General features: G+C 73.1%; 28 protein-coding genes and 2 tRNA genes. 14 read left to right on the forward strand and 16 right to left on the reverse strand.

Going from position 1 to position 25,658, the window contains the following annotated elements; all coding sequences use genetic code 11:
• The first annotated feature begins 17 nt into the window (after window positions 1-17).
• Both KUV85_RS10665 and KUV85_RS10670 read left to right on the forward strand, forming a co-directional pair.
• On the forward strand, window positions 18-368 hold the full coding sequence (locus tag KUV85_RS10665; protein ID WP_219959875.1) for a DUF2218 domain-containing protein: 351 nt from the start codon (window positions 18-20) through the stop codon (window positions 366-368).
• Window positions 368-757 carry a limonene-1,2-epoxide hydrolase family protein gene (locus KUV85_RS10670; protein WP_219959876.1) on the forward strand — a complete coding sequence of 130 codons (390 nt, stop codon included), beginning with the start codon at window positions 368-370 and terminating at the stop codon, window positions 755-757. The genes KUV85_RS10665 and KUV85_RS10670 overlap by 1 nt, the downstream gene beginning before the upstream one ends.
• A gap of 9 nt (window positions 758-766) precedes the next feature.
• Here the strand turns inward: KUV85_RS10670 and KUV85_RS10675 are convergent, their stop codons facing one another.
• A complete protein-coding gene (locus tag KUV85_RS10675) occupies window positions 767-1,636 on the reverse strand; it encodes a sigma-70 family RNA polymerase sigma factor (RefSeq protein ID WP_219959877.1) in 870 nt (289 codons plus the stop codon).
• A gap of 221 nt (window positions 1,637-1,857) precedes the next feature.
• Here KUV85_RS10675 and KUV85_RS10680 point away from each other — a divergent pair, with 221 nt between their 5' ends.
• The 3 genes from KUV85_RS10680 to KUV85_RS10690 all read left to right on the forward strand — a co-directional run bounded on the left by KUV85_RS10680 (window position 1,858) and on the right by KUV85_RS10690 (window position 4,533).
• A complete protein-coding gene (locus KUV85_RS10680) occupies window positions 1,858-2,274 on the forward strand; it encodes a CBS domain-containing protein (RefSeq protein WP_219959878.1) in 417 nt (138 codons plus the stop codon).
• 51 nt (window positions 2,275-2,325) lie between these two features.
• Window positions 2,326-3,225 (forward strand): ectoine hydroxylase, encoded by a 900-nt coding sequence (thpD, locus tag KUV85_RS10685; RefSeq protein ID WP_219959879.1) that lies wholly within the window; start codon window positions 2,326-2,328, stop codon window positions 3,223-3,225.
• Window positions 3,226-3,372: 147 nt separating this feature from the next.
• Entirely contained in the window at window positions 3,373-4,533 is a 1,161-nt protein-coding gene (locus tag KUV85_RS10690; protein WP_219959880.1) for an FUSC family protein, read from the forward strand.
• Window positions 4,534-4,566: 33 nt separating this feature from the next.
• On the opposite strand, the gene KUV85_RS10695 is transcribed toward KUV85_RS10690, so the two are convergent.
• Together KUV85_RS10695 and KUV85_RS10700 are read right to left on the reverse strand one after the other, a co-directional pair.
• Window positions 4,567-5,295, reverse strand: a complete 729-nt coding sequence (locus tag KUV85_RS10695) for a GAF and ANTAR domain-containing protein (protein ID WP_219959881.1) — start codon at window positions 5,293-5,295, stop codon at window positions 4,567-4,569.
• 112 nt (window positions 5,296-5,407) lie between these two features.
• A complete protein-coding gene (locus KUV85_RS10700) occupies window positions 5,408-6,316 on the reverse strand; it encodes a haloalkane dehalogenase (protein ID WP_219959882.1) in 909 nt (302 codons plus the stop codon).
• A 111-nt stretch (window positions 6,317-6,427) separates the two neighbouring features.
• On the opposite strand from KUV85_RS10700, the gene KUV85_RS10705 reads away from it, so the two are divergent.
• The gene (locus KUV85_RS10705; protein WP_219959883.1) at window positions 6,428-8,446 is read left to right on the forward strand and encodes a cation:proton antiporter; all 2,019 of its coding nucleotides are present in this window, start codon (window positions 6,428-6,430) and stop codon (window positions 8,444-8,446) included.
• A gap of 49 nt (window positions 8,447-8,495) precedes the next feature.
• Window positions 8,496-9,191, forward strand: coding sequence for a hypothetical protein (locus KUV85_RS10710; protein ID WP_219959884.1), 696 nt, complete (start codon window positions 8,496-8,498; stop codon window positions 9,189-9,191).
• A gap of 27 nt (window positions 9,192-9,218) precedes the next feature.
• On the opposite strand, the gene KUV85_RS10715 is transcribed toward KUV85_RS10710, so the two are convergent.
• Window positions 9,219-10,553: an NAD(P)-binding domain-containing protein gene (locus KUV85_RS10715; protein WP_219959885.1), complete on the reverse strand. Its 1,335-nt coding sequence runs from the start codon at window positions 10,551-10,553 to the stop codon at window positions 9,219-9,221.
• Between the two features lie 110 nt (window positions 10,554-10,663).
• Here KUV85_RS10715 and KUV85_RS10720 point away from each other — a divergent pair, with 110 nt between their 5' ends.
• Together KUV85_RS10720 and KUV85_RS10725 are read left to right on the forward strand one after the other, a co-directional pair.
• Entirely contained in the window at window positions 10,664-11,533 is an 870-nt protein-coding gene (locus KUV85_RS10720; RefSeq protein ID WP_219959886.1) for a helix-turn-helix domain-containing GNAT family N-acetyltransferase, read from the forward strand.
• A complete protein-coding gene (locus KUV85_RS10725) occupies window positions 11,530-12,681 on the forward strand; it encodes an ArsO family NAD(P)H-dependent flavin-containing monooxygenase (protein WP_219959887.1) in 1,152 nt (383 codons plus the stop codon). Before KUV85_RS10720 ends, KUV85_RS10725 begins: the two co-directional genes overlap by 4 nt.
• A gap of 9 nt (window positions 12,682-12,690) precedes the next feature.
• On the opposite strand, the gene KUV85_RS10730 is transcribed toward KUV85_RS10725, so the two are convergent.
• From KUV85_RS10730 to KUV85_RS10765, 8 genes are all read right to left on the reverse strand, one after another.
• Window positions 12,691-13,038: a lipopolysaccharide assembly protein LapA domain-containing protein gene (locus KUV85_RS10730; RefSeq protein ID WP_219959888.1), complete on the reverse strand. Its 348-nt coding sequence runs from the start codon at window positions 13,036-13,038 to the stop codon at window positions 12,691-12,693.
• A 67-nt stretch (window positions 13,039-13,105) separates the two neighbouring features.
• Window positions 13,106-13,181, reverse strand: a tRNA-Ala gene (locus KUV85_RS10735).
• 52 nt (window positions 13,182-13,233) lie between these two features.
• Window positions 13,234-14,046: a hypothetical protein gene (locus KUV85_RS10740; protein ID WP_219959889.1), complete on the reverse strand. Its 813-nt coding sequence runs from the start codon at window positions 14,044-14,046 to the stop codon at window positions 13,234-13,236.
• Between the two features lie 94 nt (window positions 14,047-14,140).
• A complete protein-coding gene (locus KUV85_RS10745) occupies window positions 14,141-14,764 on the reverse strand; it encodes a GNAT family N-acetyltransferase (protein ID WP_219959890.1) in 624 nt (207 codons plus the stop codon).
• A gap of 26 nt (window positions 14,765-14,790) precedes the next feature.
• Window positions 14,791-15,267 carry a MogA/MoaB family molybdenum cofactor biosynthesis protein gene (locus tag KUV85_RS10750; protein WP_219959891.1) on the reverse strand — a complete coding sequence of 159 codons (477 nt, stop codon included), beginning with the start codon at window positions 15,265-15,267 and terminating at the stop codon, window positions 14,791-14,793.
• Window positions 15,264-15,734, reverse strand: coding sequence for a cyclic pyranopterin monophosphate synthase MoaC (moaC, locus tag KUV85_RS10755; RefSeq protein ID WP_219959892.1), 471 nt, complete (start codon window positions 15,732-15,734; stop codon window positions 15,264-15,266). Before moaC ends, KUV85_RS10750 begins: the two co-directional genes overlap by 4 nt.
• A 12-nt stretch (window positions 15,735-15,746) precedes the next feature.
• Complete coding sequence (gene glp / locus KUV85_RS10760; protein WP_219959893.1) at window positions 15,747-16,982, reverse strand: gephyrin-like molybdotransferase Glp; 1,236 nt, start codon at window positions 16,980-16,982, stop codon at window positions 15,747-15,749.
• 7 nt (window positions 16,983-16,989) lie between these two features.
• Complete coding sequence (locus KUV85_RS10765; protein WP_219959894.1) at window positions 16,990-18,369, reverse strand: UTP--glucose-1-phosphate uridylyltransferase; 1,380 nt, start codon at window positions 18,367-18,369, stop codon at window positions 16,990-16,992.
• Between the two features lie 22 nt (window positions 18,370-18,391).
• On the opposite strand from KUV85_RS10765, the gene KUV85_RS10770 reads away from it, so the two are divergent.
• Complete coding sequence (locus KUV85_RS10770; RefSeq protein WP_219959895.1) at window positions 18,392-18,994, forward strand: 5-formyltetrahydrofolate cyclo-ligase; 603 nt, start codon at window positions 18,392-18,394, stop codon at window positions 18,992-18,994.
• A 6-nt stretch (window positions 18,995-19,000) separates the two neighbouring features.
• On the opposite strand, the gene KUV85_RS10775 is transcribed toward KUV85_RS10770, so the two are convergent.
• Together KUV85_RS10775 and KUV85_RS10780 are read right to left on the reverse strand one after the other, a co-directional pair.
• Window positions 19,001-19,525, reverse strand: coding sequence for a 2'-5' RNA ligase family protein (locus tag KUV85_RS10775; protein WP_219959896.1), 525 nt, complete (start codon window positions 19,523-19,525; stop codon window positions 19,001-19,003).
• Window positions 19,526-19,544: 19 nt separating this feature from the next.
• Window positions 19,545-22,145, reverse strand: coding sequence for a penicillin acylase family protein (locus tag KUV85_RS10780; protein WP_219959897.1), 2,601 nt, complete (start codon window positions 22,143-22,145; stop codon window positions 19,545-19,547).
• A 144-nt stretch (window positions 22,146-22,289) separates the two neighbouring features.
• Here KUV85_RS10780 and KUV85_RS10785 point away from each other — a divergent pair, with 144 nt between their 5' ends.
• From KUV85_RS10785 to KUV85_RS10795, 3 genes are all read left to right on the forward strand, one after another.
• Entirely contained in the window at window positions 22,290-22,637 is a 348-nt protein-coding gene (locus KUV85_RS10785; RefSeq protein ID WP_219959898.1) for an FmdB family zinc ribbon protein, read from the forward strand.
• A gap of 91 nt (window positions 22,638-22,728) precedes the next feature.
• Window positions 22,729-23,373 carry an SAF domain-containing protein gene (locus tag KUV85_RS10790; protein WP_219959899.1) on the forward strand — a complete coding sequence of 215 codons (645 nt, stop codon included), beginning with the start codon at window positions 22,729-22,731 and terminating at the stop codon, window positions 23,371-23,373.
• A 67-nt stretch (window positions 23,374-23,440) separates the two neighbouring features.
• A complete protein-coding gene (locus KUV85_RS10795; RefSeq protein ID WP_219959900.1) occupies window positions 23,441-23,785 on the forward strand; it encodes an MscL family protein in 345 nt (114 codons plus the stop codon).
• Window positions 23,786-23,978: 193 nt separating this feature from the next.
• Here KUV85_RS10795 and KUV85_RS10800 read toward each other — a convergent pair whose 3' ends face one another.
• Together KUV85_RS10800 and KUV85_RS10805 are read right to left on the reverse strand one after the other, a co-directional pair.
• The gene (locus tag KUV85_RS10800; RefSeq protein WP_219959901.1) at window positions 23,979-24,146 is read right to left on the reverse strand and encodes a hypothetical protein; all 168 of its coding nucleotides are present in this window, start codon (window positions 24,144-24,146) and stop codon (window positions 23,979-23,981) included.
• The gene (locus KUV85_RS10805; protein ID WP_219959902.1) at window positions 24,143-25,438 is read right to left on the reverse strand and encodes an LCP family protein; all 1,296 of its coding nucleotides are present in this window, start codon (window positions 25,436-25,438) and stop codon (window positions 24,143-24,145) included. Before KUV85_RS10805 ends, KUV85_RS10800 begins: the two co-directional genes overlap by 4 nt.
• A gap of 146 nt (window positions 25,439-25,584) precedes the next feature.
• On the opposite strand from KUV85_RS10805, the gene KUV85_RS10810 reads away from it, so the two are divergent.
• A tRNA-Arg gene (locus KUV85_RS10810) sits at window positions 25,585-25,657 on the forward strand.
• Window position 25,658 lies beyond the last annotated feature (1 nt).

A 25,658-nucleotide genomic window follows, 5' to 3' on the forward strand; every position in this document is an offset into this window, starting at 1 on the left:
CCCCAGGAGGAGCACCCATGACCATCACCCTCACCGGCCGTGCCCGCACCGACCGCGCCCCGCGCTACCTGAAGCAGCTGTGCTCGCACCTGGGCGAGAAGCTCGCGGTGGAGTACGACGCCACGTCGGGACGCATCACCTACGAGGACGTGACCGTGCACCTCACCACCACCGCGGCGAGCCTCGACGTCGCACTCTCCGGCACCGAGCGCGACCACGTGCTGCGGGCCATGGGCATCGTGGCCGGCCACCTGGAGAAGTTCGGAGCGCGCGAGGGCCTCACCTGCACGTGGGACGATGCCAACCTCGCGGCGGCGTACGCCGCGGCGCGGGACGCCGGCGCATCCCGGCGTCAGGAGGAGGAGTGATGACCGACAACCGACCGATCGTGGAGGGGTTCCTCGACGCCCTGGCCGACGGACGGACCGCGGAGGCGACCGCCCTGCTCGCCGACGACGTGACGTGGCGCAACACCGGCCTGCCCACCGTGCGCGGGCACCGCGTCCACGCGATGCTGGCCGAGATGGAGCAGCGCGGCATCGACTTCGCGGTGGAGATGAACCACATCGCCCAGACCGACGACGGGATCGTCCTCACCGACCGGTGGGACGTCCTGGGGTGGCGGGCGCTGCGGTCCCGGTTCTGGGTGTGCGGCACGTTCACCCTCGCCGACGGGCTGATCACCGACTGGCACGACCACTTCGCCACCGCCAACGTGCTCAAGGGCCTGGCACTGGGCATCGCGGGCGCACGCTGAGGCACCCCGTCACGCCGCGGTGAGGCCCGGGTCCGGCGTGGGCTCGGCCGGCTCGAGCTGCTCGCGCAGGGTGCCCAGGATCCGGGTCAGCAGTCGAGACACCTGCATCTGCGTCACGCCGATCTCCTCGGCGATGCGCTGCTGTGACCACTGCTCGTAGAACCGGAGGAAGACGATCCGGCGGTCCCGCGGCCCCAGGTGGCGGCACACCGGACCCAGCATCGCGATCGCCTCCGCTCGCTCATACCCCCGTTCCTCGGCGCCCAGCGCGTCACCGAGCGCCGGCCCGTCACCGTCGACGCCGCGGTCCTCCAGTGACGCGGGGCGGTAGCAGTCGTCGGTGCCCAGGGCCTCGACGGCCTCGGCCGTCGTGCAGCCGATGCGGCGCGCCAACTCGCCCGCGGACGGCGTACGCCCCAACTCCTGGGTGAGCTCCTGCCGCGTACCGGCAAGCGTGCCCTGCATCTCCTGCAGGCGCCGCGGCGGGCGCACGGCCCACGTGGCGTCGCGGAAGTGCCGCTTGAGCTCGCCGGTGATCGTGGGCACGGCGTAGACCAGGAAGTTCTTGCCCTGGGCGGGCTCGAAGCCCTGTGCCGCGCGGGTCAGGGCGAGGAAGGCGACCTGCTCCAGGTCCTCACGCGGCTGGCCGCGATCGCGATAGCGCGCGGCAAGGGACCGGGCGACCGGCAGGTTGAGCCAGATCGCCTCGTCCAGCAGCAGCTGTCGGTCCTGACCCTTCACGTGGGAGGCCCGCTCGAGGGCGACCGCCGTACGACGGGAACGCTCGGCACGGGTCTGACCGGTGTCGTGGGTGGTGGCGGGCGTCGTGTGGTCGACGGTCACGCCGTGGTCGATGTCGCTGTGCAACGTCGTGGTCAAGGAAAGACCTCCTTGCCGAGATTGCCGGCTGTGGCGCTCTGGCTGGACCACGTGTCTTTCCGAAGACGTTTGCCACGCTAACAGGCACACGGGCTGTTTCAACCTCGCCGCGGATGGGTATCGGTCCCGTGAGTCGGCAGCGTTCGGCAGTGAGCGCGTCGCCCGCCAGGCCAACAGAGCAATCCGCGCCGACTCACGACTGACTGATCAAGGAGACAGCCATGACGACTGCACGCGACATCATGACGCCCGGCACCGACTGCATCGGCACCAAGGAGACGGCTGCCGACGCTGCCCGTCGGATGGCCGACCTCGGGGTGGGCGCCCTGCCCATCTGCGGACCCGACGACAAGGTCAAGGGTGTGTTGACCGACCGCGACCTCATCGTCAAGGTGGTGGCCCCGGGCCGTGATCTCGGCTCGTTCCCCGCCGGCGACCTGAACCAGGCCGAGGCGGTGACGATCGGCGCCGACGACCCGGTCGAGGACGCGCTGGTCACGATGACCCGGCACCAGGTGCGCCGGCTGCCCGTCATCGACCAGGACAAGCTGGTCGGGATGGTCGCACTCGCCGACGTCGCCCGCGCCCTGCCCGACCCGGCCGTGGGCGACCTGGTCGAGGCGCTGAGCGCCGAGTGAGCCCAGGCCCCGACCGGTGCCACCCACCCAACACCGAGGGAAGGAGACGACATGACTGAGGTGCTCGAACGACACCAGGACGTCTATCCCACCCGCGTCAGCGAGGGTTTCTCCGCGATCCCGCGCCAGGACCCCGTCGTCTGGGGCAACGCCACGGACGGCCCGTTCGACGCATCGACCCTCGACGGCTTCGACCGTCGCGGCTACCTCATGGAGCCGGACCTGGTCACCCCTGCCGAGGTCCAGTCCTTCCGCGAGGAGCTGGAGCGCCTCTCGCAGGACCCGGCGGTCCGTGCCGACGAGCGCACGGTGATCGAGAAGGAGACCCAGGAGGTCCGCTCGATCTTCGAGGTGCACACCGTCAGTGACGTGTTCGCCCGCATTGCCAACGACCCCCGAGTGGTCAACCGGGCCCGGCAGATCCTGGGTTCGGACGTCTACATCCACCAGAGCCGGGTGAACTTCAAGCCCGGCTTCGGCGGCGGTGACTTCTACTGGCACTCCGACTTCGAGACCTGGCACGCCGAGGACGGCATGCCGCGGATGCGGGCGGTGAGCATGTCGATCTCGCTCACCGACAACGACACCTTCAACGGCCCGCTGATGATCATGCCCGGCTCGCACCGCACCTACGTCTCCTGCGAGGGCGAGACGCCCGAGGACAACTACCAGTCCTCGCTGGTGATGCAGGGTGCCGGCACTCCCGACGAGGAGAGCCTGGAGAAGTTCGCCGACGCGCACGGCATCGACGTGCTGACCGGCGACGCGGGCAGCGCCATCATGTTCGACTGCAACTGCATGCACGGCTCGAACGGCAACATCACACCGTTCCCGCGCTCGAACGTCTTCCTGGTGTTCAACAGCGTGGAGAACGCCTGCACCGAGCCCTTCGCGGCGCCCAAGCCGCGGCCGAGCTTCGTCGGTGCGCGGGACTTCACCCCTGCGGGCTGATCCCGCACCACAGCGACCGACGCCGCTGACACGGCGACGAGCACGGAGCTCGTGGCACGCCCGCCGGCCCGCCGATCCGGGCCCGGACGGCCACGGGCTCCTCGTGCGTACCGTCCCTTCCCGCCGACCCGCGAGAGGCACCCACCCATGCTGTCCATCACCCACCGCTTCGGCACCGAGGGCATGACGCGCCGCGAGCAGCTCCGCGACGTGGTGCGGCGCCCGGAAGTGCTCACCGACGCGCTGCAGATCCTGAAGTCGACCGTGGCCGCCACGCTGGCGTGGTGGCTCTCGATCGGCGTACTGGACTCCCAGCTGCCGTTCCTCGCCCCGTGGACGGCACTGCTCACCGTGCACGCCACCGTCTACCGGTCGCTGTCGCGCGGCACCCAGACCACGGTCGCCTCCGCGGTCGGCGTCGGGCTGTCGTTCGTGATCGGTGCGGTGCTCGGCGTGAACCTGTGGACCTTCGCTCTCGCGATGCTGGTCGGTCTGGTCGGCTCCCGGGTCACCTGGTTGCGCGACGAGGGAGTCTCGATCGCGACGACGGCCGTGTTCGTCCTCGGCAGCGGGTTCGGCGAGCAGGCGCCCCTGCTGGGCGACCGGATGCTCGAGGTCGCCATCGGGGTGGGCGTCGGCGTCGCCGTCAACCTCGCGGTGATCCCGCCGCTGCGCGCGCAGCAGGCCGCGCGGTACGTCGACAGCATCAACCGCCGCATGGGCGAGGTCATGATCAGCATGGCCGACGACCTCGGGCGCTCCTGGCACACCGAACGCGCCGAGGCGTGGATGGACGAGACGGTCTCGATCGACCACGAGGTCGAGTCCGCGTGGCAGACGGTGCGCTTCGCCCGGGAGAGCGAGATGCTCAACCCCCGACGCCTGGTGCCCGTGCCGCGCCGGCCCCGGAACCGCCCCGACCAGCCGCGGGGCCAGCAGTCCGCCAGCTACGAGGACATCCTCGCCCGCGTCGCCGAGGGCGTCTCCCACCTGCGCCACCTCGCCCGCACCATCCGCGAGGGCACCGTCGAGCACGACGACTGGGACGAGGACTTCCGGACGCGGTGGGTCCAGATCGTGCGCGACGCCGGCCGCGCGATCCAGGACCCCGACGCCGAGGTCGAGCCGGTCTATGACCGACTCAACGACCTCGCCGCGCGGTTCGCGGCACAGGACGGCATCCGCGACGACCTCTGGCCGATCTACGGCTCGCTCATCACCAGCGTGCGCCACATCGCCGTCGTGGTCGACGACGTCGCGTCCGCCCGACGGGCGCGGGAGCAGGCGCCGTCGAACCCGGCCGCCTGAGTCATCGGCCGCCGGACGCTGCGAGCCGGGGCCCTACCGGTCGCGGTGGTAGTCGATCAGCTCGCGCGCGACCTCGGAGAGCTTGATGTTGAGGTCCTGGGAGGTCTTGCGGAGCATCTGGAACGCCGCGTCGTCGCTGACCTTGTGGAATGCCATCAGCAGGCCCACCGCCTTGCCGATCTCGCGGTTGCTGTCCAGCCCCTCCCGGAGCGTCATCGCGCGCTCGTTGTGGTGGGCCGCCGATGCCGTCACCGAGGCGAACGCCGCGAAGACGGCCGCCTCGTCGACCGAGTCGACGAGGGCATCGGGGGTGTCGGAGAACAGGTTCAACGCACCGACCTTGCGGTCGTCGATGACGATGCGGAACGCCATCGCCCCGCGGACGGGCGTGTGCTCGAGGATCCACTCGGCCAGTTCGGGCCACTCGCTCGCGTGACGCAGGTCCCCGTCGACCTGCGCCGCCTCCTCGGTGATCGCGTCCACGCAGGGACCGTCGTCGAGCTCCATCTCGGCGCGGTCGATGCGGCGCGCGATCTCGTCGCTCGCAGCGGCGGTGACGAACCGATCACCCTGCCGCAGCATCAGGCTGGCGTGGTCGCAGCCCGCGATCACCAGCGGGGCGGCACGGCACAGCTCCTGGTAGATGTGTTCGACGTCGTCGGGTGCGTAGACGAGGTCGGCCAACGCAGCGAAGACCGCCGATGACTCGACGGGGCGCCCCTCGTCGGCTCCGGCGCTCGACAACGACTCCGCGTCGCTCATCGTGGTGTCCGTCCTCCCCTTCGACAGCCGCTTCCCGACGCCCGGATATTACGACACACGGCCTTGCGCCCGACACCGCGCTCGACCTCCGCGGGCCGCGGCACCACCGGGCTCAGCCGCCTCCGGAGACCTCACCGACGAACGCGGCGACGACCTCGGCGAGACGCTCGGGCCGGTCCTCCTGCAGGAAGTGGGCGGCCCCCTCGATCGTGGTGTGGGGCTGGTCCGCCGCGCCGGGGATCCGTGAACGCATCCACCGGTCGCCGCCGCGGGTGATCGGGTCGCTGTCGCTGAACGCGCACCGGAACGGCAGCTCGAGCGTCGCGAGGCGTTCCCACGCCGCACGGTTGGCGGGCGCGGCCGGGTCGTCGGGGGTGTTCGGCACCAAGCCCGGGAACGACCGCACGCCGGCGCAGTACTCCTCGTCGGGGAACGGCGCGCGGTACGCCGCCCGCTCGGCCTCGGTGAGCGAGCGCAGGCAGCCCGCGTCGACCATCCGGCCCACGTCGAGGCGCTCGGCCCCCTGCACCATCTCGCGGAAGCGCTGCCAGGCGTCGGGCATGGGTACGTCGCCGGTGGGCAGCCCGGTGTTGGCCATCACCGCACCGGCGAACCGGTCGGGGTGCTCGGCGAGGAGCCGCATGCCGACCAGGCCGCCCCAGTCCTGGCCGACGTAGTGCACCCGATGCAGGTCGAGCACGTCGAACAGCGCGGTGCGGACCCACTCGACGTGTCGGGCGTAGGTGTAGTTCTCGCGACGGGTCGGCTTGTCGGACCGGCCGAACCCGATCAGGTCGGGCACCACCACGCGGAGCCCACCGGCGAGCAGGGGCGCCATCACGTCGCGGTAGAGGTAGCCCCACGTCGGCTCGCCGTGCACCAGCACGACGACGGGCGCATCGGCCGGGCCCTCGTCGACGCAGGCCATCCGCAGTCCGTCATCCACCTCGAGCAGTCGTGGTTCGTGGGGGAATCCCTCGACGTGCTGGAACCGTTCACTCGGGGTGCTGAGAACCTCCATCGCGCCAGTATGGCCGCCCTCCGTCCCGCTCGACCATCCCGGGACGACCCTCGGATGGCCTAGGCTCCTCGACGTCCGGGGCGGCGTCCGTCACGGCGAGGAGGGACCGCGATGACGGTGTGGGCGGCGAGCGAGGTGCCGGCCTACCTCGCGCCCGCAGCCGCACTGGTCGTGGCCGCGGCAGCCGTGGGCTACCTCAGCGTCCGCGCCCGCGTGGTCCCCATCGTGGGATTCCTGCTGGCCGGGGTGCTGATCGGTCCCGCCCAGCTCGGCCTGGTCGCCTCCACCGAGGCGGTCGACGCGGCCGCCGAGGTCGGCGTCATCCTGCTGCTGTTCACCATCGGGATCGAGTTCTCCCTGGAGCGGCTCGCACGCGTCTGGCGCTGGATCGCGCTGGGCGGAGGCGGTCAGGTCCTGCTGGCGACCACGAGCACCGCCGTCGTCGTCGGCCTGCTGACCGATGACTGGCGGGTCGGCCTGTTCACCGGGTTCGTCGTCGCCCTGTCCTCGACCGCGATCGTGCTGACGATCCTCGCCGACCGTCGCCAGACCTCGACGGTGCGGGGGCAGCTGGCGCTGTCGGTGCTGATCCTGCAGGACCTCGCCGTGGTCGCCATGGTGGTCGTCGTGCCCCTGCTGGGCGCGGACGCCGAGGGCGGCGGTGCCTCGCTCGCGCGCGCACTGGGCACGGCCCTCGCCGTCGTCGCCGGGGTGCTCGTCGTGGCGCGTCGCCTGATGCCCCCGCTGCTGGACCGCGTGGCCGCGCTCTGCTCACCCGAGGTGTTCCTGCTGGCCGTGGTCGCGATCTGCTTCGGTACGGCGTACCTCACCGCCCTGGCGGGGGTCAGCGTCTCCCTCGGCGCGTTCCTGGCCGGCCTGGTGGTGAGCGAGTCCCGCCAGAGCACGCAGGCGCTCGCGGAGGTGCTGCCGCTGCAGATCATCTTCTCGGCCGTCTTCTTCGTCTCCGTCGGCATGCTGCTCGACGTCGGCTTCCTGTTCGCCAACCTGCCGCTGGTGCTCGGCCTCACCGTCGGCATCCTGCTGCTCAAGGCCGCCACCACCACGCTGGCGCTGCTCCCGATCGGCGTCGGGTGGCGGCAGGCGGTGGCCGCGGCACTGCTGCTCGGCCAGGTGGGTGAGTTCTCCTTCGTGCTGCTCACCGTCGGCGACGACGCCGGGCTGAGCCCGGCCGGACTGGGCGAGGACGGCTTCCAGGCGCTGGTCGCCACCACCGTGCTGCTGATGATCGCCACGCCGGGGCTGGCAGCCGCCGGCGACCGCCTCCTGCGCGGACAGCCCACCACCGACCTCGCCACGCCGGAGCCGCCGGCGGACGAGGACCACTGGGTCGACCACGTCCTCCTGCTGGGCTGGGGCAGCGACACCATCGCCCTCGCACGCGAGCTGCAGGGGCGGGGCGTGCCCGTGGGCATGACCACCCTCAACCCCGCCGGCATCACCGCCGCCGAGGAGGCGGGCATCCCCGTCGTCACCGGCGACTCCACCCGGGCCGCGGTGCTCGACCGCGCCGGGCTGTCGCACGCCCGCATGGTCGTGATCGCCGAGGACGAGCCGGAGCAGGCGGCCCGCATCGCGACCGTGGTCCGCGGCCTCACGGGCGCTCCGGTGATGGTGCGCGCCCATGGGGCGGCCGACCTCGCGGCGTTCGCCGAGGCCGGCGTGGACCACGTCGTCGACCCCGCGGCGGCCAGCCGTGGCCGCCTCTTCCAGGCGATGCTGGACCGTCTCGCCCTCCCCCGGCCGGCGATCCCGCCGCCGGGGTCGGGCGACCGCACCTGGGCGGACACCACGCGGCTGATGCACGTGCCGATCCCCGCCGATGCCGGGTGCGACCACGGCGACCAGTCGCGTCCGGTGCTGCCCGCGTCGGCCGGCTGCCTGGACTGCCTGCGCGAGGGTGAGCAGTGGGTCCACCTGCGGGTGTGCCTGGGCTGTGGGCACGTGGGCTGCTGCGACTCCTCGCCCGGGCGCCACGCCCGGGTCCACCACGAGACCAGTGGCCACGCGGTCGCCGGCAGCGCCGAGCCCGGCGAGGGCTGGGCCTACTGCTTCCCCGACGACGTCACCGTCGACCTCGGGGACCGGCGCGACCGGCCACAGCCGGCGTAGGACCGGCCGCGAGCCGGGTCACTCACCGCCGGCGTGCCATCGTGCAGGGATGAGTGAGCACAGCGCTGCCGACCGCCGCCAGAGCGAGCACCTGGCGATGACCCGGATCGTCCTGCGCCCGACCGGCAACCCCCTGCCACTGGCGTTCATGGCGCTCGCCGTGGCGACCGTCGGGTTCAGCTCCGTCCAGCTGGGCGTGGTCGGCCCCGGCGAGGAGAAGACCATCGCCCTGGGCGTCCTCGTGCTCACCGTCCCGCTCCAGGCGTTCTCGTCGGTGCTCGGGTTCGGCGCCCGCGACCCCATCGCCGGCACCGGCATGGCGATGGTCTCGGGCGTGTGGGCCCTGCTCGCCACCAGCACCCTCACCTCACCACCCGACACCTCGAGCCGGGCCGTGGGCGTCATGCTGCTGACCGCCGCGGTGGCGATCCTGGTCCCGGCGGCTGCGGCCCACGGCAAGCTGGTCGCCGGTGCGGTGCTCGCGGGATCGGCCGTGCGCTTCGCGACCACCGGCATGGCCGAGCTCACCGGGTCCAGCGGCTGGGAGACCGCGGCCGGCGCCCTCGGCATCCTGCTCGCCCTGCTCGCGCTCTACGCCGCCTTCGGCTTCGAGCAGGAGGAGGTCGAGGGACGCATGCGACTCCCGCTGCTGCGGCGAGGCGCCGGCGCCAAGCCCCTGCACGACGACATGGAGGAGCAGGTCGAGGGCATCGCCAAGGAGGCCGGGGTCCGCCACCAGCTCTGAGGCGGGCGGGCCCGCGGCCCCTCGGCCCTAGCGAGCGGTCGCGGCGGTCCCGACCGTCAGCGGCTCCGGCGCCCCGCAGCACCCGCCCGCGGTGTCGTCGTACGCCGGCCCGGCACCGCACACGCCGGTCTCGGGCAGCGTCAGCTCCACCCGGGCGGCGGACGCGTGGTCCCCGGCGACCTCGGCGACGATCGAGCGGACCTGCTCGAACCCGGTCAGGGCGAGGAAGGACGGCGCACGGCCGTAGGACTTCATGCCGGCGAGGTACAGGCCCTGCTCGGGCTGGCGCAGCAGGTCGGCGCCGTGGGGGCTGACCGTGCCGCAGGAGTGGTGGGCCGGGTGGATCTCGGGGGCCAACCGGCTCGGCGAGGAGAGCTCGCCGTCCAGGTCGAGGTGGACCTCGGCCAGCCAGGACAGGTCGGGCCGGAAGCCGGTGACGGCCACGACCTCGTCGACCCCGGTGACCTCCCGGCCGTCGGTGGCGGTCAGCACCAGGCGGTCGTCGGCTCCCCGGGCGACGGCGGCCGTGCGGAAGCCGGTGACGGTGGCGACGGCGTCGGAGGACGCGACCTGCCGGGCACGGTTGCCCAGCGCACCGCGCGCCGCGAGCTCGTCGTTGTCGCCACCGCCGAAGGCGTTGCCGGTCTCGCCGCGGCGCAGCAGCCAGGTGACGCGGGTGCCCGCCTCGTCGGCGAGCCGGCCCAGTGCGACGAGGGTGTTCTGTGCCGAGGCGCCGGCACCGGCGACGGCGACGTGGCGCCCGGCGTACCGCTCCCGCACGGCCCGGTCGTCGACGTCGGGCACCGCGTAGCTGATCGCCGCGGCGTGGTCGGTCTCGCCGATCGCGGGATAGCCGTCGGTGCCCAGCGGGCCGGGCTGGCCCCAGGTGCCGGAGGCGTCGATCACGGCCGCTGCCCGGAGCACCTCGTGGCCGCGCGGGCCGCGGACGTGCACCGCGAAGGGCACCTCGTCGCGCCCGTTGGCGACGAGGCGGTCGCGACCCTCGCGGGCGAGGCCGACGACGCGGTGCCCGGTGCGGAGGTCGACGCCCGCGTCGGCCAGCGCTCCGGCGAGCGGACGGAGGTAGGACGTCACCCACTCGGCGCCGTCGGGGAGCTGCTGGGGATCCGGCGCCTGCCAGCCGGTGCCCGCGAGGAGCTCGCCGGCCACCGGGTCGACGAGCTCCGACCACGGCGAGAAGAGTCGGACGTGCCCCCAGTCGGCGACGGCGTGGCCGACCTCGCCGGCCTCGAGCACGACCACGGGCAGGCCGCGTCGGTGGGCGTGGGCCGCGGCGGCGAGTCCGATCGGCCCCGCGCCCACGATCACGAGCGGCTGGTCGGCGGTGGGGGTGAGCGTCATGGCAGGTCTCCTGGGTGGCACTTCATCGAGCGTTGTCGATGGACACTCTATCGACGCGGATCGATGCACACAACCATCGATCGACATCGATGATCGGCTAGGCTCGGAGCGTGGACGTCATCGACACCGCTGCCCCGCCGGACACCGCGCCCACCGCAGCCGCCCTCGAACCCGACACGGCGGCGACGTACGCCGAGTGGTTCGCCACGCTCGCCGACCCCACCCGCGTGCGCCTGTTGCACGCCGTCGCCGCCAGCCCCACCGGCGGCATGCGGGTGGGCGACCTCGCCACCGCGCTCGACATCAGCCAGGCGACCTGCTCCCACCACGTCCGCCGCCTCGCCGACGTCGGCTTCGTGGTGGTCGACAAGGTCGGCACTGCCAGCGTCGTCTCGGTCAACGCCGCCTGCTGCACCGGCCTCCCCCACGCCGCCGACGTCGTCATGGGGACGCTCGCGGCCCGCCCGTGCTGCCCCGAGGACCTGCCGACCGACGTCACCACGCGCGCGATGACCGACGCCGACCTGCCCCGCGTGCGCGAGATCTACGCCGCCGCGATCGGCGCGCGCCAGGCCACCTTCGAGACCGAGGCGCCGACCCGTGCCGCGCTGCGGGAGAAGTGGCTGCCGGGCCACCGCTGGGTCGCGGAGCTCGACGGCGAGGTGGTCGGCTTCACCGGCATCGCACCGACCTCGCCGCGTGCCTGCTACGCCGGCGTCGGCGAGACGACCGTGCACGTCGCCGAGCACGCGCGCGGCCGCGGCGTCGGCACCGCACTGCTGCACCGACAGGTCACCGAGGCCGACGCGGGCGGCCTGTGGACCCTCCAGGCGCACGTGTTCCCGGAGAACCGCGCGAGCCTGGCACTGCACCGCAGTGCGGGCTACGAGACGCTCGCGGTGCGCTCACGCATCGCCCGCCTCGACGGCGAGTGGCGCGACACGGTGCTGCTTGAGCGCCGCCGCGCCGACGACGCGTGAGCCGGGGTACGGCCGACCTGCGCGCCCTGCCCGACCTGCCCAACACCGCCGACGTGTGCATCGTCGGCGGCGGCCAGTCGGGCCTCGCGGTGGCCTACCACCTGCAGCGGCTGCACCGGCGTACGGCGCGACGGCCGACGGTGGTGGTGCTGGACGGGCGCGCGGCGCCGGGCGGCGCGTGGCGCGACGCGTGGCCCAGCCTGACGCTCTTCTCCCCCGCCGGCTACAGCTCGCTGCCCGGACGACTGATGCCCCGGCCCGACGGCGGCAGCAACCCGGACGCGGCCCACGTCGTCGACTACCTGACCGACTACGAGCACCGCTACGCGATCGACGTACGCCGCCCGGTCCGGGTGCGGGAGGTCGCGGCGGACCCGTCGGCGGCGGAGTCGTGGGTGGTGCACACCGATCACGGGACCGTGCGGGCGAGGACGGTGGTCAACGCGACGGGCACGTGGGACCGGCCGTTCTGGCCCGCGGTGCGCGGCATCGGCGACTTCCGCGGCCGCCAGCTGCACACGCACGACTACCGCGGCCCGCGCGACCTGGACGGGGACCGTGTGCTGGTGGTGGGCGGCGGCAACTCCGGCGCGCAGGTCGCGGCCGACCTGGTCGGCTCGGCGGTCCGGGTCCACTGGGTGACGCGGGAGCCGCCGCGCTACCTGCCCGACGACGTGGACGGACGGGTGCTCTTCGAGACCGCGACGCAGGCGGTGCGCGACCGCGCGGCGGGGCGGGAGGCCCGGGGTGTGGCGTCGTTGGGCGACATCGTCGCCGTCCCACCGGTGCGGGCCGCACGGGATCGGGGTGACTTGGTGGCCGAGCCGATGGTCGCGGCACTCACCCCCGACGGTGCCCGGTGGCCGGACGGCAGCACGGCACCGCTGGACGCGGTGGTGTGGGCCACGGGGTTCCGTCCGGCCCTGGCCCACCTCCACGGGCTCGGGCTGCAGTGGCGGTCAGGGCGTCCGGCGACCGTCGCCCCCGCCGGGTCACCGCACGCGGTGCGGTCCGCGGACCGCCGGTCGCTGTGGTTCGTCGGCTACGGCGACTGGTGCGGTCCGGCGTCGGCGACCCTGATCGGTGTCGGTCGGCCCGCCCGCGACACCGCCGCGGACATCGCCGACCACCTCGGCACCGCGCCCTGACACGGGCGGTCAGCCGGCGTTCTTGGCGTCCTTGGCCGCGCGGCGTACGCGACGGCGCAGCTGGAGGATGCGCAGCGTGCCGGCGATCGCGCAGGCGAGGATCGCGCCGGCGACGGCGGCCAGCAGGACGACGGCCAGCGGTGCCTGACCACTCCACGACAGGAACGACACCCGGACACTCTGGGTGTTCTGTGCGATGAAGATGATCAGCAGGACCAGGACGACGCCGAAGCCGGTCAGCCCGACCCAGAACTGGCCGGTGCGCGACTGCCGCAGCGGGTCCTCGGCGGGCTGCTGCTGCTCGACGGCAGGCTCCTGCGGCGACTCCGGCGGCGGTGGGGGCGGCTGTTCACTCATGCCTGCATCCTCTCGCCATGATCCCGCTCTCGCGCGAAGGGGACAGCGGGTGTCCCCGAGAAACACATGGTGGAGCTGAGGGGATTCGAACCCCTGACCTTCTCATTGCGAACGAGACGCGCTACCAACTGCGCCACAGCCCCAGAGCAGTAGGAACGTTAGCACCCGGCCCGCGGCCGGTTCGAATCGAGGTGGTCAGTCCCCGGAGGCGCGGCGGTGGGCCTCCGAGCCCTCCTCGCGCTGCGCCTGCTGGGCCTGCTCGGCCTCCCGCGCGAGCTGGGAGTCGGCCTCGTTGCGACCCGAGCTCCACACGCCGGTCGAGTCCAGGTCGATGGTGCGGACCGTGCGACCGGCCGGCGCCTTCTCGACATACGTCGGCAGCGTGATCGGGACCGGGTCCCAGCCGCGCTCGGCGGCCGGCGGCGCCTCCGGCGCGATCGCGGGGATCTCCTCGGTGCCGGGGCCGTCGGCGGCGTCCTCCTCGGCGATGACCTCGTCGGCGAGGGTACGCCGCGGCTTGCGGACCCGCTGCGAGGCGCGGACGGCCCGCTCCTGCTTGACCATCAGGCGGCAGGCCACCAGCCACGCCCCCAGCAGCGTGGCCGGGATCGCGACCCAGGCCCAGCCGATCGTGCCGATGCCGGCCGTGATCGCGGTGCCGGCCAGGGCGACCAGGACGACGCCGAGCACGCGGCGCCGTCGAGCCGCGGCACGGGCGGCCGCACCCCGGGTCGCTACGGGCGTCTCGATCTCGGGGGTGCCCTCCGACTCCGCCACCGACGGCTCGGGGACGGGCGGGGGCTCGACGCGCGGCGTACGACCGGTGACGACGAGCGAGGCATCGCCGGTGTCGCCGGCCTCGCGGCGGGCGAGCACACGCATGCGGTCGGAGAAGTCCTCGACCGAGCGAGTCTCCTCGTCGGCCTCGTGGGCAGTGAGCGCCTTCGGGATCAGGTAGACGGCCCACGCGCCGGCGAGGGCGATGAAGATCAGTGCGCTCAGGTCCACACCGCAGAGGCTATGACCGGTACCGCACGGCGAGGCGCATGTCTACCGGTGTGTCACAGATTGACCTGTGGGACGGATGGGGTTTCGGTTGGGTTCAGCCGACCGGACCCTCCTCCCAGCGGGCGAGCAGGCCGCGGGGCACGTCCTCCTTGGTGATGGCGAAGATCTTGTGGTCGCGCCACTCGCCGTCGATGTGGAGGAACTTCGGGGCGTAGCCGACCTCGGTGATGCCGAGCTTCTCCACCACGCGCAGCGAGTTGGTGTTCTCCGGCCGGATGCAGACCTCCAGCCGGTGCAGCCCGGCATGGAAGAAGCAGTGGTCGACGACCATCGCGACGGCGCGCGGCACGATCCCGCGGCCGGCGTGCTCCTGGGCCAGCCAGTAGCCGATCGAGCCGAACTGCGCCGACCCGCGCACGATGTTGTTGACCGTCACCTGGCCCACGAACCGGCCGTCGACCTCCAGCGCGAAGGGGTACGTCGTCCCCTGCCGCGCCGCGCGGGAGAGCCGGCGCACCATCCCTCCGAAGCTCGACGGGCGCTGCTCCCCACCGGGCGGCATGGTCGCGTCCCAGCGACTGAACCACGCGAGGTCACGCTTGCGGATCGCGCGCCAGGCACGCGCATCGGTGCGCCGGAGCGGGCGCAGCGTGACCACCGGGTCGCTGCCCGAGATCAGCCGGTTGGGCCACGCACGCCCCGGGCGTTGGACGATCATCCGCTCCCGAGAACGTGAGGAGTGGCTCAATGGTCGCTCCCCACGATCTGTTCGACCGCGTGGCCGAGGATCGGCTCGAGCACCTCGAGGGCGTCCTTCACCCCGCCGCGCGAGCCGGGCAGGTTGACCACCAGGCACTGGCCCGCGACGCCGGCGAGGCCGCGCGAGAGCACCGCGGTGGGGATGCCCTTCGCGACACCTGCCGCGCGGATGGCCTCCGCGATGCCGGGCACCTCGCGGTCCAGCAACTGCCGGGTCGCCTCGGGCGTGCGGTCGGTCGGGGTCAGGCCGGTGCCGCCGGTGGTGAGCACGACGCGGGCGCCCGCGGCCACGGCGGCGGCGATCGCCTCCCCGACCGGGTCGCCGTCGGGACACACGGCCGGGGCCTCGCAGGCGAAGCCCCAGTCCCGCAGGGCGTCGACGATCAGCGGACCGGTGGTGTCGTCGTACACGCCGGCGGCTGCGCGGTTGGAGGCGACGACCACGGCTGCGGGCAGGCTCATCGCTGCCAGTCCCCGGACTTGCCACCGGACTTGGACTCGACGCGGACGTCGGTGATGACCGCGCCCTTGTCGACGGCCTTGACCATGTCGACCACGGTCAGCCCGGCGACCGAGACGGCCGTGAGCGCCTCCATCTCCACGCCGGTGCGGTCGGTGGTGCGCACGCTGGCGGTGATCTCCACGGCGTCGTCGGCGACCTCGAGGTCGACCGTCACCCCGGAGATCGCGAGCGGATGGCACAGCGGGACCAGCTGCGGGGTCTGCTTGGCGGCCTGGATGCCGGCGATGCGGGCGACGGCGAGCGCGTCGCCCTTGGGTACGCCGTCGCCCCGCAGCAGGCGCACGACCTCGGGCGAGACGAGGACACGGCCGGAGGCGACCGCCGTCCGGGCCGTCACGTCCTTGGCGGACACGTCGACCATCCGGGCGGCCCCGCTGGCATCCACGTGGGTCAGTTCGTCACTCATGGTGCGACCAGACTAGAGCGGGAGCACCTCGACCGTCTCGCCCGCCACCAGCGACGGCCCCGGCGGGAGGACGAGCAGTACGTCGGCGTCGGCGAGCAGCTGCTGGGAGTGGCCCGCGTGGCCGGGCAGCAGCCGGACCCGGCCGTCCGGTGCCAGCCGCGCCGGCAGGACGACCGTGCGCTCGGGCGAGGTCGTGGCCGGCGCGGCCAGCGTCCGCATCTCGCGTGGCGTCGCCGTTCCCCGGAGCGCGGCCAGGGCGGGCTCGACGAAGAGCCGGAACGAGGTGTACGCCGCCACCGGGGTCCCCGGCAGGCACACCAGCGGCACGTCGCGGCCGTCGACGTGGAGGACGCCGGCACCCTGCGGTCGTCCCGGCTTGACCGCCACCGACCCGAACCAGGTGTCGGCGTGGTCGGCCAGCGCGGCCTTGACCACGTCATGGTCGCCGGCGGAGATGCCGCCGGTGGTGAGGACCAGGTCCGCATCGGCCGCTGCCCGCGCGAGCAGGGCGAGGAACGCGTCGGTCTCGTCCGGCGCCGGACCCCAGACGGTCGCCTCGCCCCCGGCGGCCCGCACCGCCGCCGCGATCGTGACCGAGTTGCTGTCGGGCAGGTGGCCCGGCGGCAGGTCGTCGTCACAAGCGATTCTGTCGTCCGCGGACGCCGACGACGACAGAATCGCTTGTGGCGACGCACCACCCAGCTCGGCGCCGGTGGCGAGCACGGCCACCCGCGGGCGGCGGCGTACGACGACCTCCCGGCACCCGGTGGCGGCCAGCAGCCCGAGGTGGGCCGGCCGCAGCAGGGTGCCGGCCGGCACGGCGACGGCGCCGGCGGTGACGTCCTCACCGGCGCGGCGGACGTGCTGGTCGGCGGCGACGGCGCGGTCGATGCGCACGCGGTCGGCGCCGCGGTCGGTCCACTCGAAGGGCACGACGGCGTCGGCGTCGGCCGGGACCGGCGCACCGGTCATGATCCGGACCGCGGCACCCTCGGGAAGCGGTCCCTCCCACGCGGCGCCGGCGGCGACCACGCCGGCGACCGGGAGCGTGGCGGGGCCGGCGACGTCACGGGCGCGGACGGCGTACCCGTCCATGGCGGCGTTGTCGAAGCGCGGCACGGCCAGGGCCGCCACCGCGTCCGCGGCGGTCACGCACCCGGCGGCCGCGGCGAGTGGCACCGCGACCGTCGGCACGGGCCCGAGCGCGCCGAGGACCCGCGCGCGGTGGGCCGCGACGGAGTCGGCCATCGCGCGGTCAGCCGTTGCCGAGGGTCTCGCCCGGGGCGACGCGCTGCGGCTGGTCGGACTCCAGGTCGACGTCGCCGATCACCGACACCCCGTGACCGAAGGTCCAGTCGCCCTCGACGCGCAGCGAGGAGGCCTTCGCCAGCGACGGCGCCCCCTCGGGGAACCGCTGGTCGAAGTCGCCGACCATCTTGTAGTGGTCGGCGTCGAGGTCGACGTAGGGCAGGTCGGTGGCGACCTGGGTGAGCCGGAAGTCCTGGCCGATCTCGTAGACGTCCGAGCGCAGCACCAGCAGGTCGTTGGTGGTCTTGACCGGCACGAACCGGTCGCGGCCGACCTCGATCAGCGCGGCACCGTCGAAGACCTCGATCGCCGCACCCATCGCCGACTCGATCTGGATGACCTCGGGGGTGGACTTGTCGCCGGGGTCGACGGTCTTGACGTTGCGGATCAGCGGCAGGCCGAGGATGCCGTCGCGGTGGTCGAGGACCTCCTTCATCGCCACGGTGTCGAACCACAGGTTGTTGGTCGACATGTAGCGGTGGCGGTCCAGGTCGGCCAGCGCCTCCTGGTCCTCGGGCAGCGTCTGCGCGGTCTCACGGAGCACCAGCCGGCCGTCGGACTTGCGGCGGGCGAAGTGGCCGCCCTTCTTGTCCGAGGGCATGCGCTGGACCGCCTCGATCGCGAACGGCGCCCCGCTCTGGGCGAACCAGCCGGCCACCTTCGGGTCCGGCACGGCGGCGAGGTTGTCGGAGTTGGAGATGAAGACGTGGCGGTAGCCCTGCTCGATCAGGTCGTCCAGCAGGCCGGTGCCGCGCAGCGCCGTGTAGACATCACCATGGCCGGGCGGACACCACTCCAGGTCCGGGTCGTCGGGCCACGAGACCGGCGTGAGGTCCTCGGCCAGGAGCTTGGGCTCCTTGTTCTGCAGGAACTCCAGCGGCAGCCCCTCGACGGGGAGGTCGTCGTAGCGGCCCAGCGCGTCGAGGGTGTCGGCGGAGGTGCGGAAGGAGTTCATGAACATCAGCGGCAGCGTGGCGCCGTACGCCGAGCGCAGGTGGAGCGCCTGCCGCGCGATGATGTCGAGGAAGCTGAGCCCGCGGCGCACGCACAGCAGCGACTTCGCGCGGTCCATGCCCATGGAGGTGCCGAGCCCGCCGTTGAGCTTGATCACCGCCGTACGCCGCAGCGCCTCGGTGGCGGCCTCCTCGGTGACCTCGACGTCCTCCAGGCGCGGGATGTCGACCGGCTCGATGCTCGACTCGGGGATCATGCCGGTCTCGCCGTGCTGCAGCAGCCGGTAGTAGTGCGCGAACGTCTCGATCGCGACCTCAGGCACGCCGGCCGCGGCCATCTTGGCGCGGGCGGCTTGCAATCCAGGTGCACCCATACCTCGATCGTAGGCTGACTTCGTGGCGCCTTCACATCGCCCCGAGCCAAGTGCCGCCAAGACGGCCCTGCGGGACCAGCTGCTCACCGCCCGCAACCGCCTCTCCCCCGCCGGGATCGGGGCGGCCTCCCGCGCGATCGCGGACCACCTCCTCGCGAGTGCGGAGGTACGCCGCGCGGCCACCATCGGCTGCTACGTCTCCGTCGGCACCGAGCCCGGCACCTCGCTGCTGCTCGACGACCTCCGCACGGCCGGCAAGCGGGTGCTGCTGCCCGTGCTGCAGCGGGACAACGACCTCGACTGGGCGCTCTACGCCGGCCCCGCCTCACTCGCGTCGGCGCGCTTGGGCCTGCTCGAACCGGTCACCCGACCGCTCGGACCGGACGCGATCGGCACCGCCGACGTCGTACTGCTGCCGGGGCTCGCCGCCTCGCCGGCCGGCATGCGGCTGGGGCGCGGTGGCGGCTCCTACGACCGGGCGCTGGCACGGCTGCACCCCGGCACCTGGACCTGCGTGCTGCTGCACGAGGGCGAGACCGGCCACGACGTGCCGGCCGAGCCGCACGACCGCCCGGTCGACGCCGCGGCCACCCCGTCGGGCGTGGTGCGCTTCCGCCACGGCTGACCCGGCTCACTGCGCACCGGGGGCACCGCCGAGCCACCGCACCCGTCCGCGGTCGGGGTCCCACCACCGCAGCCGGTCGGCACGCAGCGTGGCCGGTGGCGCGTGCGCCTCCAGCACCGTCCACGCCTGCGGCACGAACTCGCGTGGCAGTCGCAGCGCGAGGCTGACGTGCGGCACCCACCCCGGGTGCCGCAGGTCGGGCACCCGGCGCCGCAGGTCGGCCACGGCCGCGGCGAACCCCGCCTCGGGCTCGACGAGCAGCGCCAGGGCGACGCGCCGGCCGGTGCCGAGGACCACGAGGCCCCGCACCGCGAGGTCGGCGGGCAGCAGCGGCGCGACGGGGATCGCCGCCGGGGCCACCACTGCCTCGGTGAGGTCGGGGGCCGCGGCCAGCGTCAGGTGCGGGGCGTTGGTGGTGCCGCGGTGGTCGGCCAGCGACGGCAACCCTGCGTCGCGCAGCACTTGCCACAGCCCGGTGACGGCGTCGGCCGACGTCGCGGCCAGGGTCAGCTCGAGCGCGTGGTCGGGCACGGCGCCGCCTCGCCTCCCCTCACTCCGGCTGGAGCGTGAGGGTGTCCTCCGCCGCCGCGTCGACCGCCTCCCGCGAGAACGCCCACGGCAGGTTGTCGCCGCGTGCGAACAGGTCAGTCTGGTCGGTGTAGTGCGGGTGGAAGGCGTGGCCGGAGACGCCGGTGAGGTTGACCCACCGCGACGCGTCGAGGTCGTCGAGGTCGACCACCATCCGCATCGAGGGGCCGGTGGTGACCTCGAAGCCCTCGGCGGCGTCCCAGGCCAGGGCGTTGACCAGCGACGTGCCGCCGCCCACCTCCCAGCCGCCGCGGTTGAACATCCGCTCCACCAGGTCGACTCCGGACTCGCCGAGGGTCGCCGAGCGCAGGTCCAGCTCGTGCAGCTGGCCCCACTCCCACTCGTCGACGTTGGGCGAGAGCCGGGCGGTGAGCTCGTCGCGCGCGGCTCGCATCGCGTCGGCGATCACCTGGTCACGCCCCTCCACCGACGGGGTCGAGACGTCGTCCCACCACGGGGCGTCGGCATCGCGCAGCAGGTTGCTCACGACGGCGTACCACCGCTGGCCGCCGTCGGGGCGGAGCCCCTCGGGCAGCTCGTCGTGGAAGGTCCGCTCGAGCAGCTGGTCCCACACCGCGTTGAAGTACGCCGCCGCTGCGCTGTCGGCGCTGGCCTGGCCGTCCCAGTCGCGCAGCAGCTCCTGGGCGTCGCGGTAGTAGTCGTTGCCGAGCCGCGGCTCGAGCAGGTAGGGCACCAGGACGTCGCGCAGCGGGTGCTCCTCGTCCAGCTGCACCTGGTGCATGTCCTCGACGCCCAGCGTCTCGTCGCCGCCGACGAGGCCGTTGATCCGCGAGGAGCGGTAGCCGCGCGACCAGTCCTCGGTCAGGTAGTAGGGGTAGTCGGGCCCGATGACGGCCTGGTTGGCGGTCACGATGACGCCGGAGTCCGGATCCAGCAGCCGCGGCAGCGCGTCGAAGGGGACGTACTGGCCGGTCCAGTCGTTCTCCGGCCGCCAGCCGGCGGCCGGGACCAGGCCCTGCGTGCCGGACTTGCGGATCGGGACCCGTCCGGTGGCCTGGTAGCCGATGTGGCCCTCGGTGTCGGCGTAGACGACGTTCTGCCCGGGCACCGCGAACCCCGACAGGGCACTGCGGAAGGACTGCCAGCCGGTGGCCGTGTTGAGCTCGAAGAGCGCGTCCATCGTCGGTCGGGGCTCCAGCGCGGTCCAGGCAAGGGAGACGGCGTACTCCCACGAGCCCTCGGTGGGCACCACCCCGGAGTCCAGGACGCCCTCGGTGTTGTCGCCCAGGCCCACGTCGTCGGCGAGGTCGGACAGGATCGGGCCGTGGTCGGTGGACCGCACGGTGATCTCGACCGGGTCGCCGCCGTGGACGTCGATGCGCTCGCTCCGGGAGCGCAGCGGCAACGACTCGCGCCCGCTGCGCCAGGTGTCGCCCTCGATCCGCTCCACGTAGAGGTCGGTCACGTCGGCGCCGAGGTTGGTGAAGCCCCACGCGATGTCGGCGTTGTGGCCGATGACCACGCCGGGGACGCCGGAGAAGCTGAAGCCGGCGACGTCCATCGGGCAGTCCGCGTCGACGTTCCGGCAGTGGAGCCCGACCTGCATCCACACGCCGGGGAGCGACACCCCCAGGTGGGGGTCGTTGGCCAGGATCGGGGCACCGGTCTCGCTGCGCTCGCCGCCGATGACCCAGCCGTTGCTGCCCACGCCGTCACCGCGGCCGAGCAGCTCGGGGACCGCGTCGACGACGCCGCTGGTGCGCGCCAGGGCCGCCGCCGCGCCGTCACCGAGGGGCGGCCGCTGCGGCAGGCGGGTGCCGCCGGTGACCGCATCCTGCTCGAAGACGTCGTCGACCACCGCGCCCTGGGTGACGATCGGCTGGTGGGCCTGGAACGGGTAGGAGGGATAGAGGTCCGCGGCGCGACCCTCGCCGACCGCGGCCGTGCTCAGGGCGCGCCCGATCTCGTCGTCCAGGTTGCCCCGCAGGTCCCACGCCATGGCCTTCAGCCACGCCACCGAGTCGACCGCGGTCCAGTCCTCGATGGTGTAGTCGAGGCCGCCGAGCCCCAGCACGGTGTACTCCAGGGAGACCTGCGACGGCGACCGGTCGGAGAGGTAGGCGTTGACGCCCTCCGCATAGGCGTCGAGCAGGTCCCGGGTCTCGGGCTCCAGCAGCGACAGCTCCTGCTCGGCGACCCGGCGCCAACCGAGGGTGCGCACGACCATGTCGCTCTCCAGCCCGGCCTCGCCGAACATCTCCGCGAGGCGGCCGGCGGTGGCGTGGCGACGGACGTCCATCTCGAAGAACCGCTCCTGCGCGTGGACGAAGCCCTGCGCCAGCATCAGGTCGTGCATGGAGTCGGCATAGATCTGCGGGACGCCGTGCTCGTCGCGCACGACGTCCACCTCGCTCTCCAGGCCGCGCGCCTCGAGCGTGCCGGAGGCGTCGGGGAAGGAGCGGCGTACGACGACCACGCCCGCGACGAGCCCGGCGATGATCGCGAGGACCACGACGACGCCGACGTAGGTGCTCCAGCGCACCGGACCCGGCAGCGACCGGAACCGACGGCGAGGTCGAGGGGTCTCGGTGTCTTCAGCCATGGTGGGACCATTGTGCCGTGTCGCGATGCAGCGGCCGCCACCGCCGGAGCGGACCGGAATTCGCTGCTCGCCACCGGTGACCTAAACTGGCACTCAGAGCGGACGAGTGCTAAGTGAGAGTCCGCCCCGATCCACGGAGCTTCGATGCCGACCTACCAGTACGCCTGCACCGCCTGCGACCACGCCTTCGAGGAGGTCCAGAGCTTCTCCGACGACGCCCTGACCGTCTGCCCCGAGTGCGAGGGCCGGCTGCGCAAGGTCTTCAACGCGGTCGGCGTGGTGTTCAAGGGCTCCGGGTTCTACCGCACCGACAGCCGCAAGGGCTCCGGTGAGTCCTCGGGCTCGTCCTCCTCGAGCTCCTCGTCCAGCTCCTCCTCGGAGTCCTCGGGCTCCTCGTCCTCGTCGAGCTCCTCCTCGGGCTCGTCCAACGGCTCGACGAGCAGCTCCTCGGGCGGTTCGGCCGGCAAGTCCGCGGCCTCCTCCGCCGACTGATTCTTCCCGCGCCGGGCGCCCACGTCGGCGTCGGCGGCGGGCCTGTGGATGACGCACGCGGGCCCCGCCGGACCCGCCTAGCGTGCGGGCCATGGATGCGACCACGCCGCCCCTGACCGGCCTGCGCAACCGCGCGATCGGCGTACGCCGCCTCGTGCTGCGGCGACGACGTGCCCTCGCGGTGCTGCTCACCGTGGTCGCCGTCGGGGCCGGCCTCAGCGCCACCGCGCCGCCTGCGCCGGAGACCGTCGCGGTCACGGTCACTGCCGGCCCCCTTCCCGCGGGCACGGTGCTGGCACAGGACGACGTCACCACGGTCCGGATGCCGCCGGCCGCCGCGCCCGCGGCACCCGTGACCGACCCGGTGGGTGCCACACTGGCCGGGCCGATGGGCGCCGGCGAGCCGCTGACCGCCCAGCGCGTGCTCGGATCCGACCTCACCGCCGCGGCGCCGGGACGGACCGCGGTGCCGGTCCGGATCGGCGACGCCGCCCAGGCCGACCTGTTGCGGGTCGGGATGCGCATCGACCTCCTCGCCACGGACCCCCAGCAGGGCACGACGGCGACCGTGGCCACCGATGTCACCGTCCTCGGCCTGCCCGCGGACGCCACCGCGGGCGCTGGCGGCGCGACGGCCGGACGGGTGGTGGTCCTGGGGATGCCCGACGCGGCAGTCGCACCGGTCACCGCCGCCACCGTGGCGAAATACGTGACATTCGCGTGGGTACCGGTCTAAATTTCACCCTGAACGCTCGCGTCCACGTCGAGTGTGTCCTCTCGGAAGCACACAAGGAGACAACTCAATGTCCGGGTTCAAGAACTTCCTGCTCCGCGGCAACCTCATCGAGATCGCCGTCGGCCTGATCATCGCCCTGTCCTTCGCCGAGGTCGTCAACACCTTCGTCGCCTGGCTCACCGCCCAGATGCCGGACAGCGTCGACAACATCTTCAGCAACGACCCCAACAGCTTCGGTGCGTTCCTGAACGCGGTCGTCGCCTTCGTCATCCTCGGCGCCGTCGTCTACTTCCTCATCGTCACGCCCTACACCAAGGCCAAGGAGCGGTTCTTCCCCGAGGAGGCCACCGGCCCGTCCGAGACCGAGCTCCTCATCGAGATCCGCGACGCCCTGAAGTCGCAGCAGGGCTGACCCACTCACCCACGCACACGAGGCCCCCACCGTCGCGGCGGTGGGGGTCTCGTCGTGTGTGGGCGGGGACGGGAGCGATCCCCGGTCGGCCGGGGATCGCCTACCTTGTCGGGCACTGCAACGCTGGACAAGGTGGGCGAACGAAGGACAACCCCACGCCTGCCGGACGCGGTCGTACGACGCGGGTCGGGTCTCAGCCGCCGTGGTGGGGCGGCACCTGGTCCCGGAGCCACTGGTCGCCGGCCGACTCGCGGCGTACGCCGTCACCCGGCTCGCGCTCGTCGCTGGTGGTGTCGGGCAGCACCTCACCGAACACCTCGGCGCGGCGCCGACGCCGCTCCCACTCGCGGTCGTCGCTCATGCGCACAACCCGGCGTCCTGTCGGGCCTCGTCGGAGAGGCCGGAGCCGCCCCCCTGCGAGGGCGAGTCGGTGGGCTCGGTCGACTCGGACTCGGTCGGCTCCGAGGTCTCCGGCGTCGCGGACCCGTTGCCCTGGCCCGAGGCGTTGCCGGGAGCCGAGGTGGAGCCGTCGGGGTTGTCGGCGGCGCTGATGGACTGGTCGAGGAACTCCCCGGGCAGCGAGGAGTCGCGGCGTACGACGCGCCAGAGCCGCTCGACGTCGTCGGTCCACTCGACGCGGCCCGGCTGCGCCGTGGAGTAGACCCACGGGGTGGTCACGAAGCGGATGTTGCCCAGACCCACGCCCTGGAACTCCGCGCCGAGGGCGGCGAGCTTGCTGATGTTCTCGGCGTCGGTCTGCAGCGAGTCGGTGGCGGCGCTGAGGAAGGACACCATCTTGTCGGGGCGCGACAGCATCCCGCCGGAGATGGCCTTGTTCATGGTCGCGGCCATGAACGCCTGCTGCCGCTTGATCCGCTGCGGGTCGCTGCCGTCGCCGCCGGAGACGCCCTTGCGGACGCGGACGTAGGCCAGCGCCTCGTCGCCCTTGATCGAGCGGGTGCCGGCCTCGAGGAAGATGTTGGCCGAGGGGTCCTCGATGTCCTCGGGGATGCACACCTCGACGCCGCCCAGCGCGTCGACCATGCCCTTGAAGCCGGTGAAGTCGACGACGGCGTAGTTGTCGACGCGTACGCCGCTGACCTGCTCGAACTGTTGGATGGTGCAGGCCGGGCCGCCCAGGGAGAAGGCGGCGTTCCAGATGGTCTGCTCCTCGCCGGGGATCTCCTCGCCGTCCTCGCCGTAGCAGGTGGGCCGGTCGACCAGGGTGTCGCGCGGGATGCTGATGCCGTAGGCGCGCTCACGGTCGGCGGAGAGGTGCAGCAGGATCGTGGTGTCCGACCGGGCACCCCCACCCTTGAGGCCGTCGATGTTGTTGGCGCCCTCGCGGCTGTCCGAGCCCATCACCAGCACGTTCAGCGGCCCCTCGGGGCCCTTGGGCGGGCGGTCGGTCAGCTGGCCCGACACCTCGACGACGTCGAGGTTGCCGTTGAGGTGGTTGTAGACCGCGACGACGGTGCCTGCGGTGGCGATGGCCAGCGTCAGTAGCGACGCGCCGATCACCTTCACCACGGTGTGGCGATCGTTGCGGCCCCGCCGCTTGCCCCGGGCCGAGCGCGGTTGACGCGAGCGGAGACTGTGGCCGGTGCGGCGTGCAGCGCGCGCCCCCGCTCCCCGGTTCACGTGCTCGCTCATCTGGTCCCCTGCTCTGTGTCGCCCGGCCGTTCGCGGCACGCGCTTCCTGACCGCTCATTGTGACGGGCGGCGCCAAGGATCGGCGAATCCACCGCGCCCGGGCGGTTTCGCACCGGGCACACGGCGCCTGCGAAGATGTGCGCGCGGCCCCCGTAGCTCAGTGGATAGAGCAGCCGCCTCCTAAGCGAAAGGTCGTAGGTTCGACTCCTACCGGGGGCAC

It is taken from the genome of Nocardioides panacisoli (assembly GCF_019448235.1).
Taxonomy (GTDB): Bacteria; Actinomycetota; Actinomycetes; order Propionibacteriales; family Nocardioidaceae; genus Nocardioides; species Nocardioides panacisoli_A.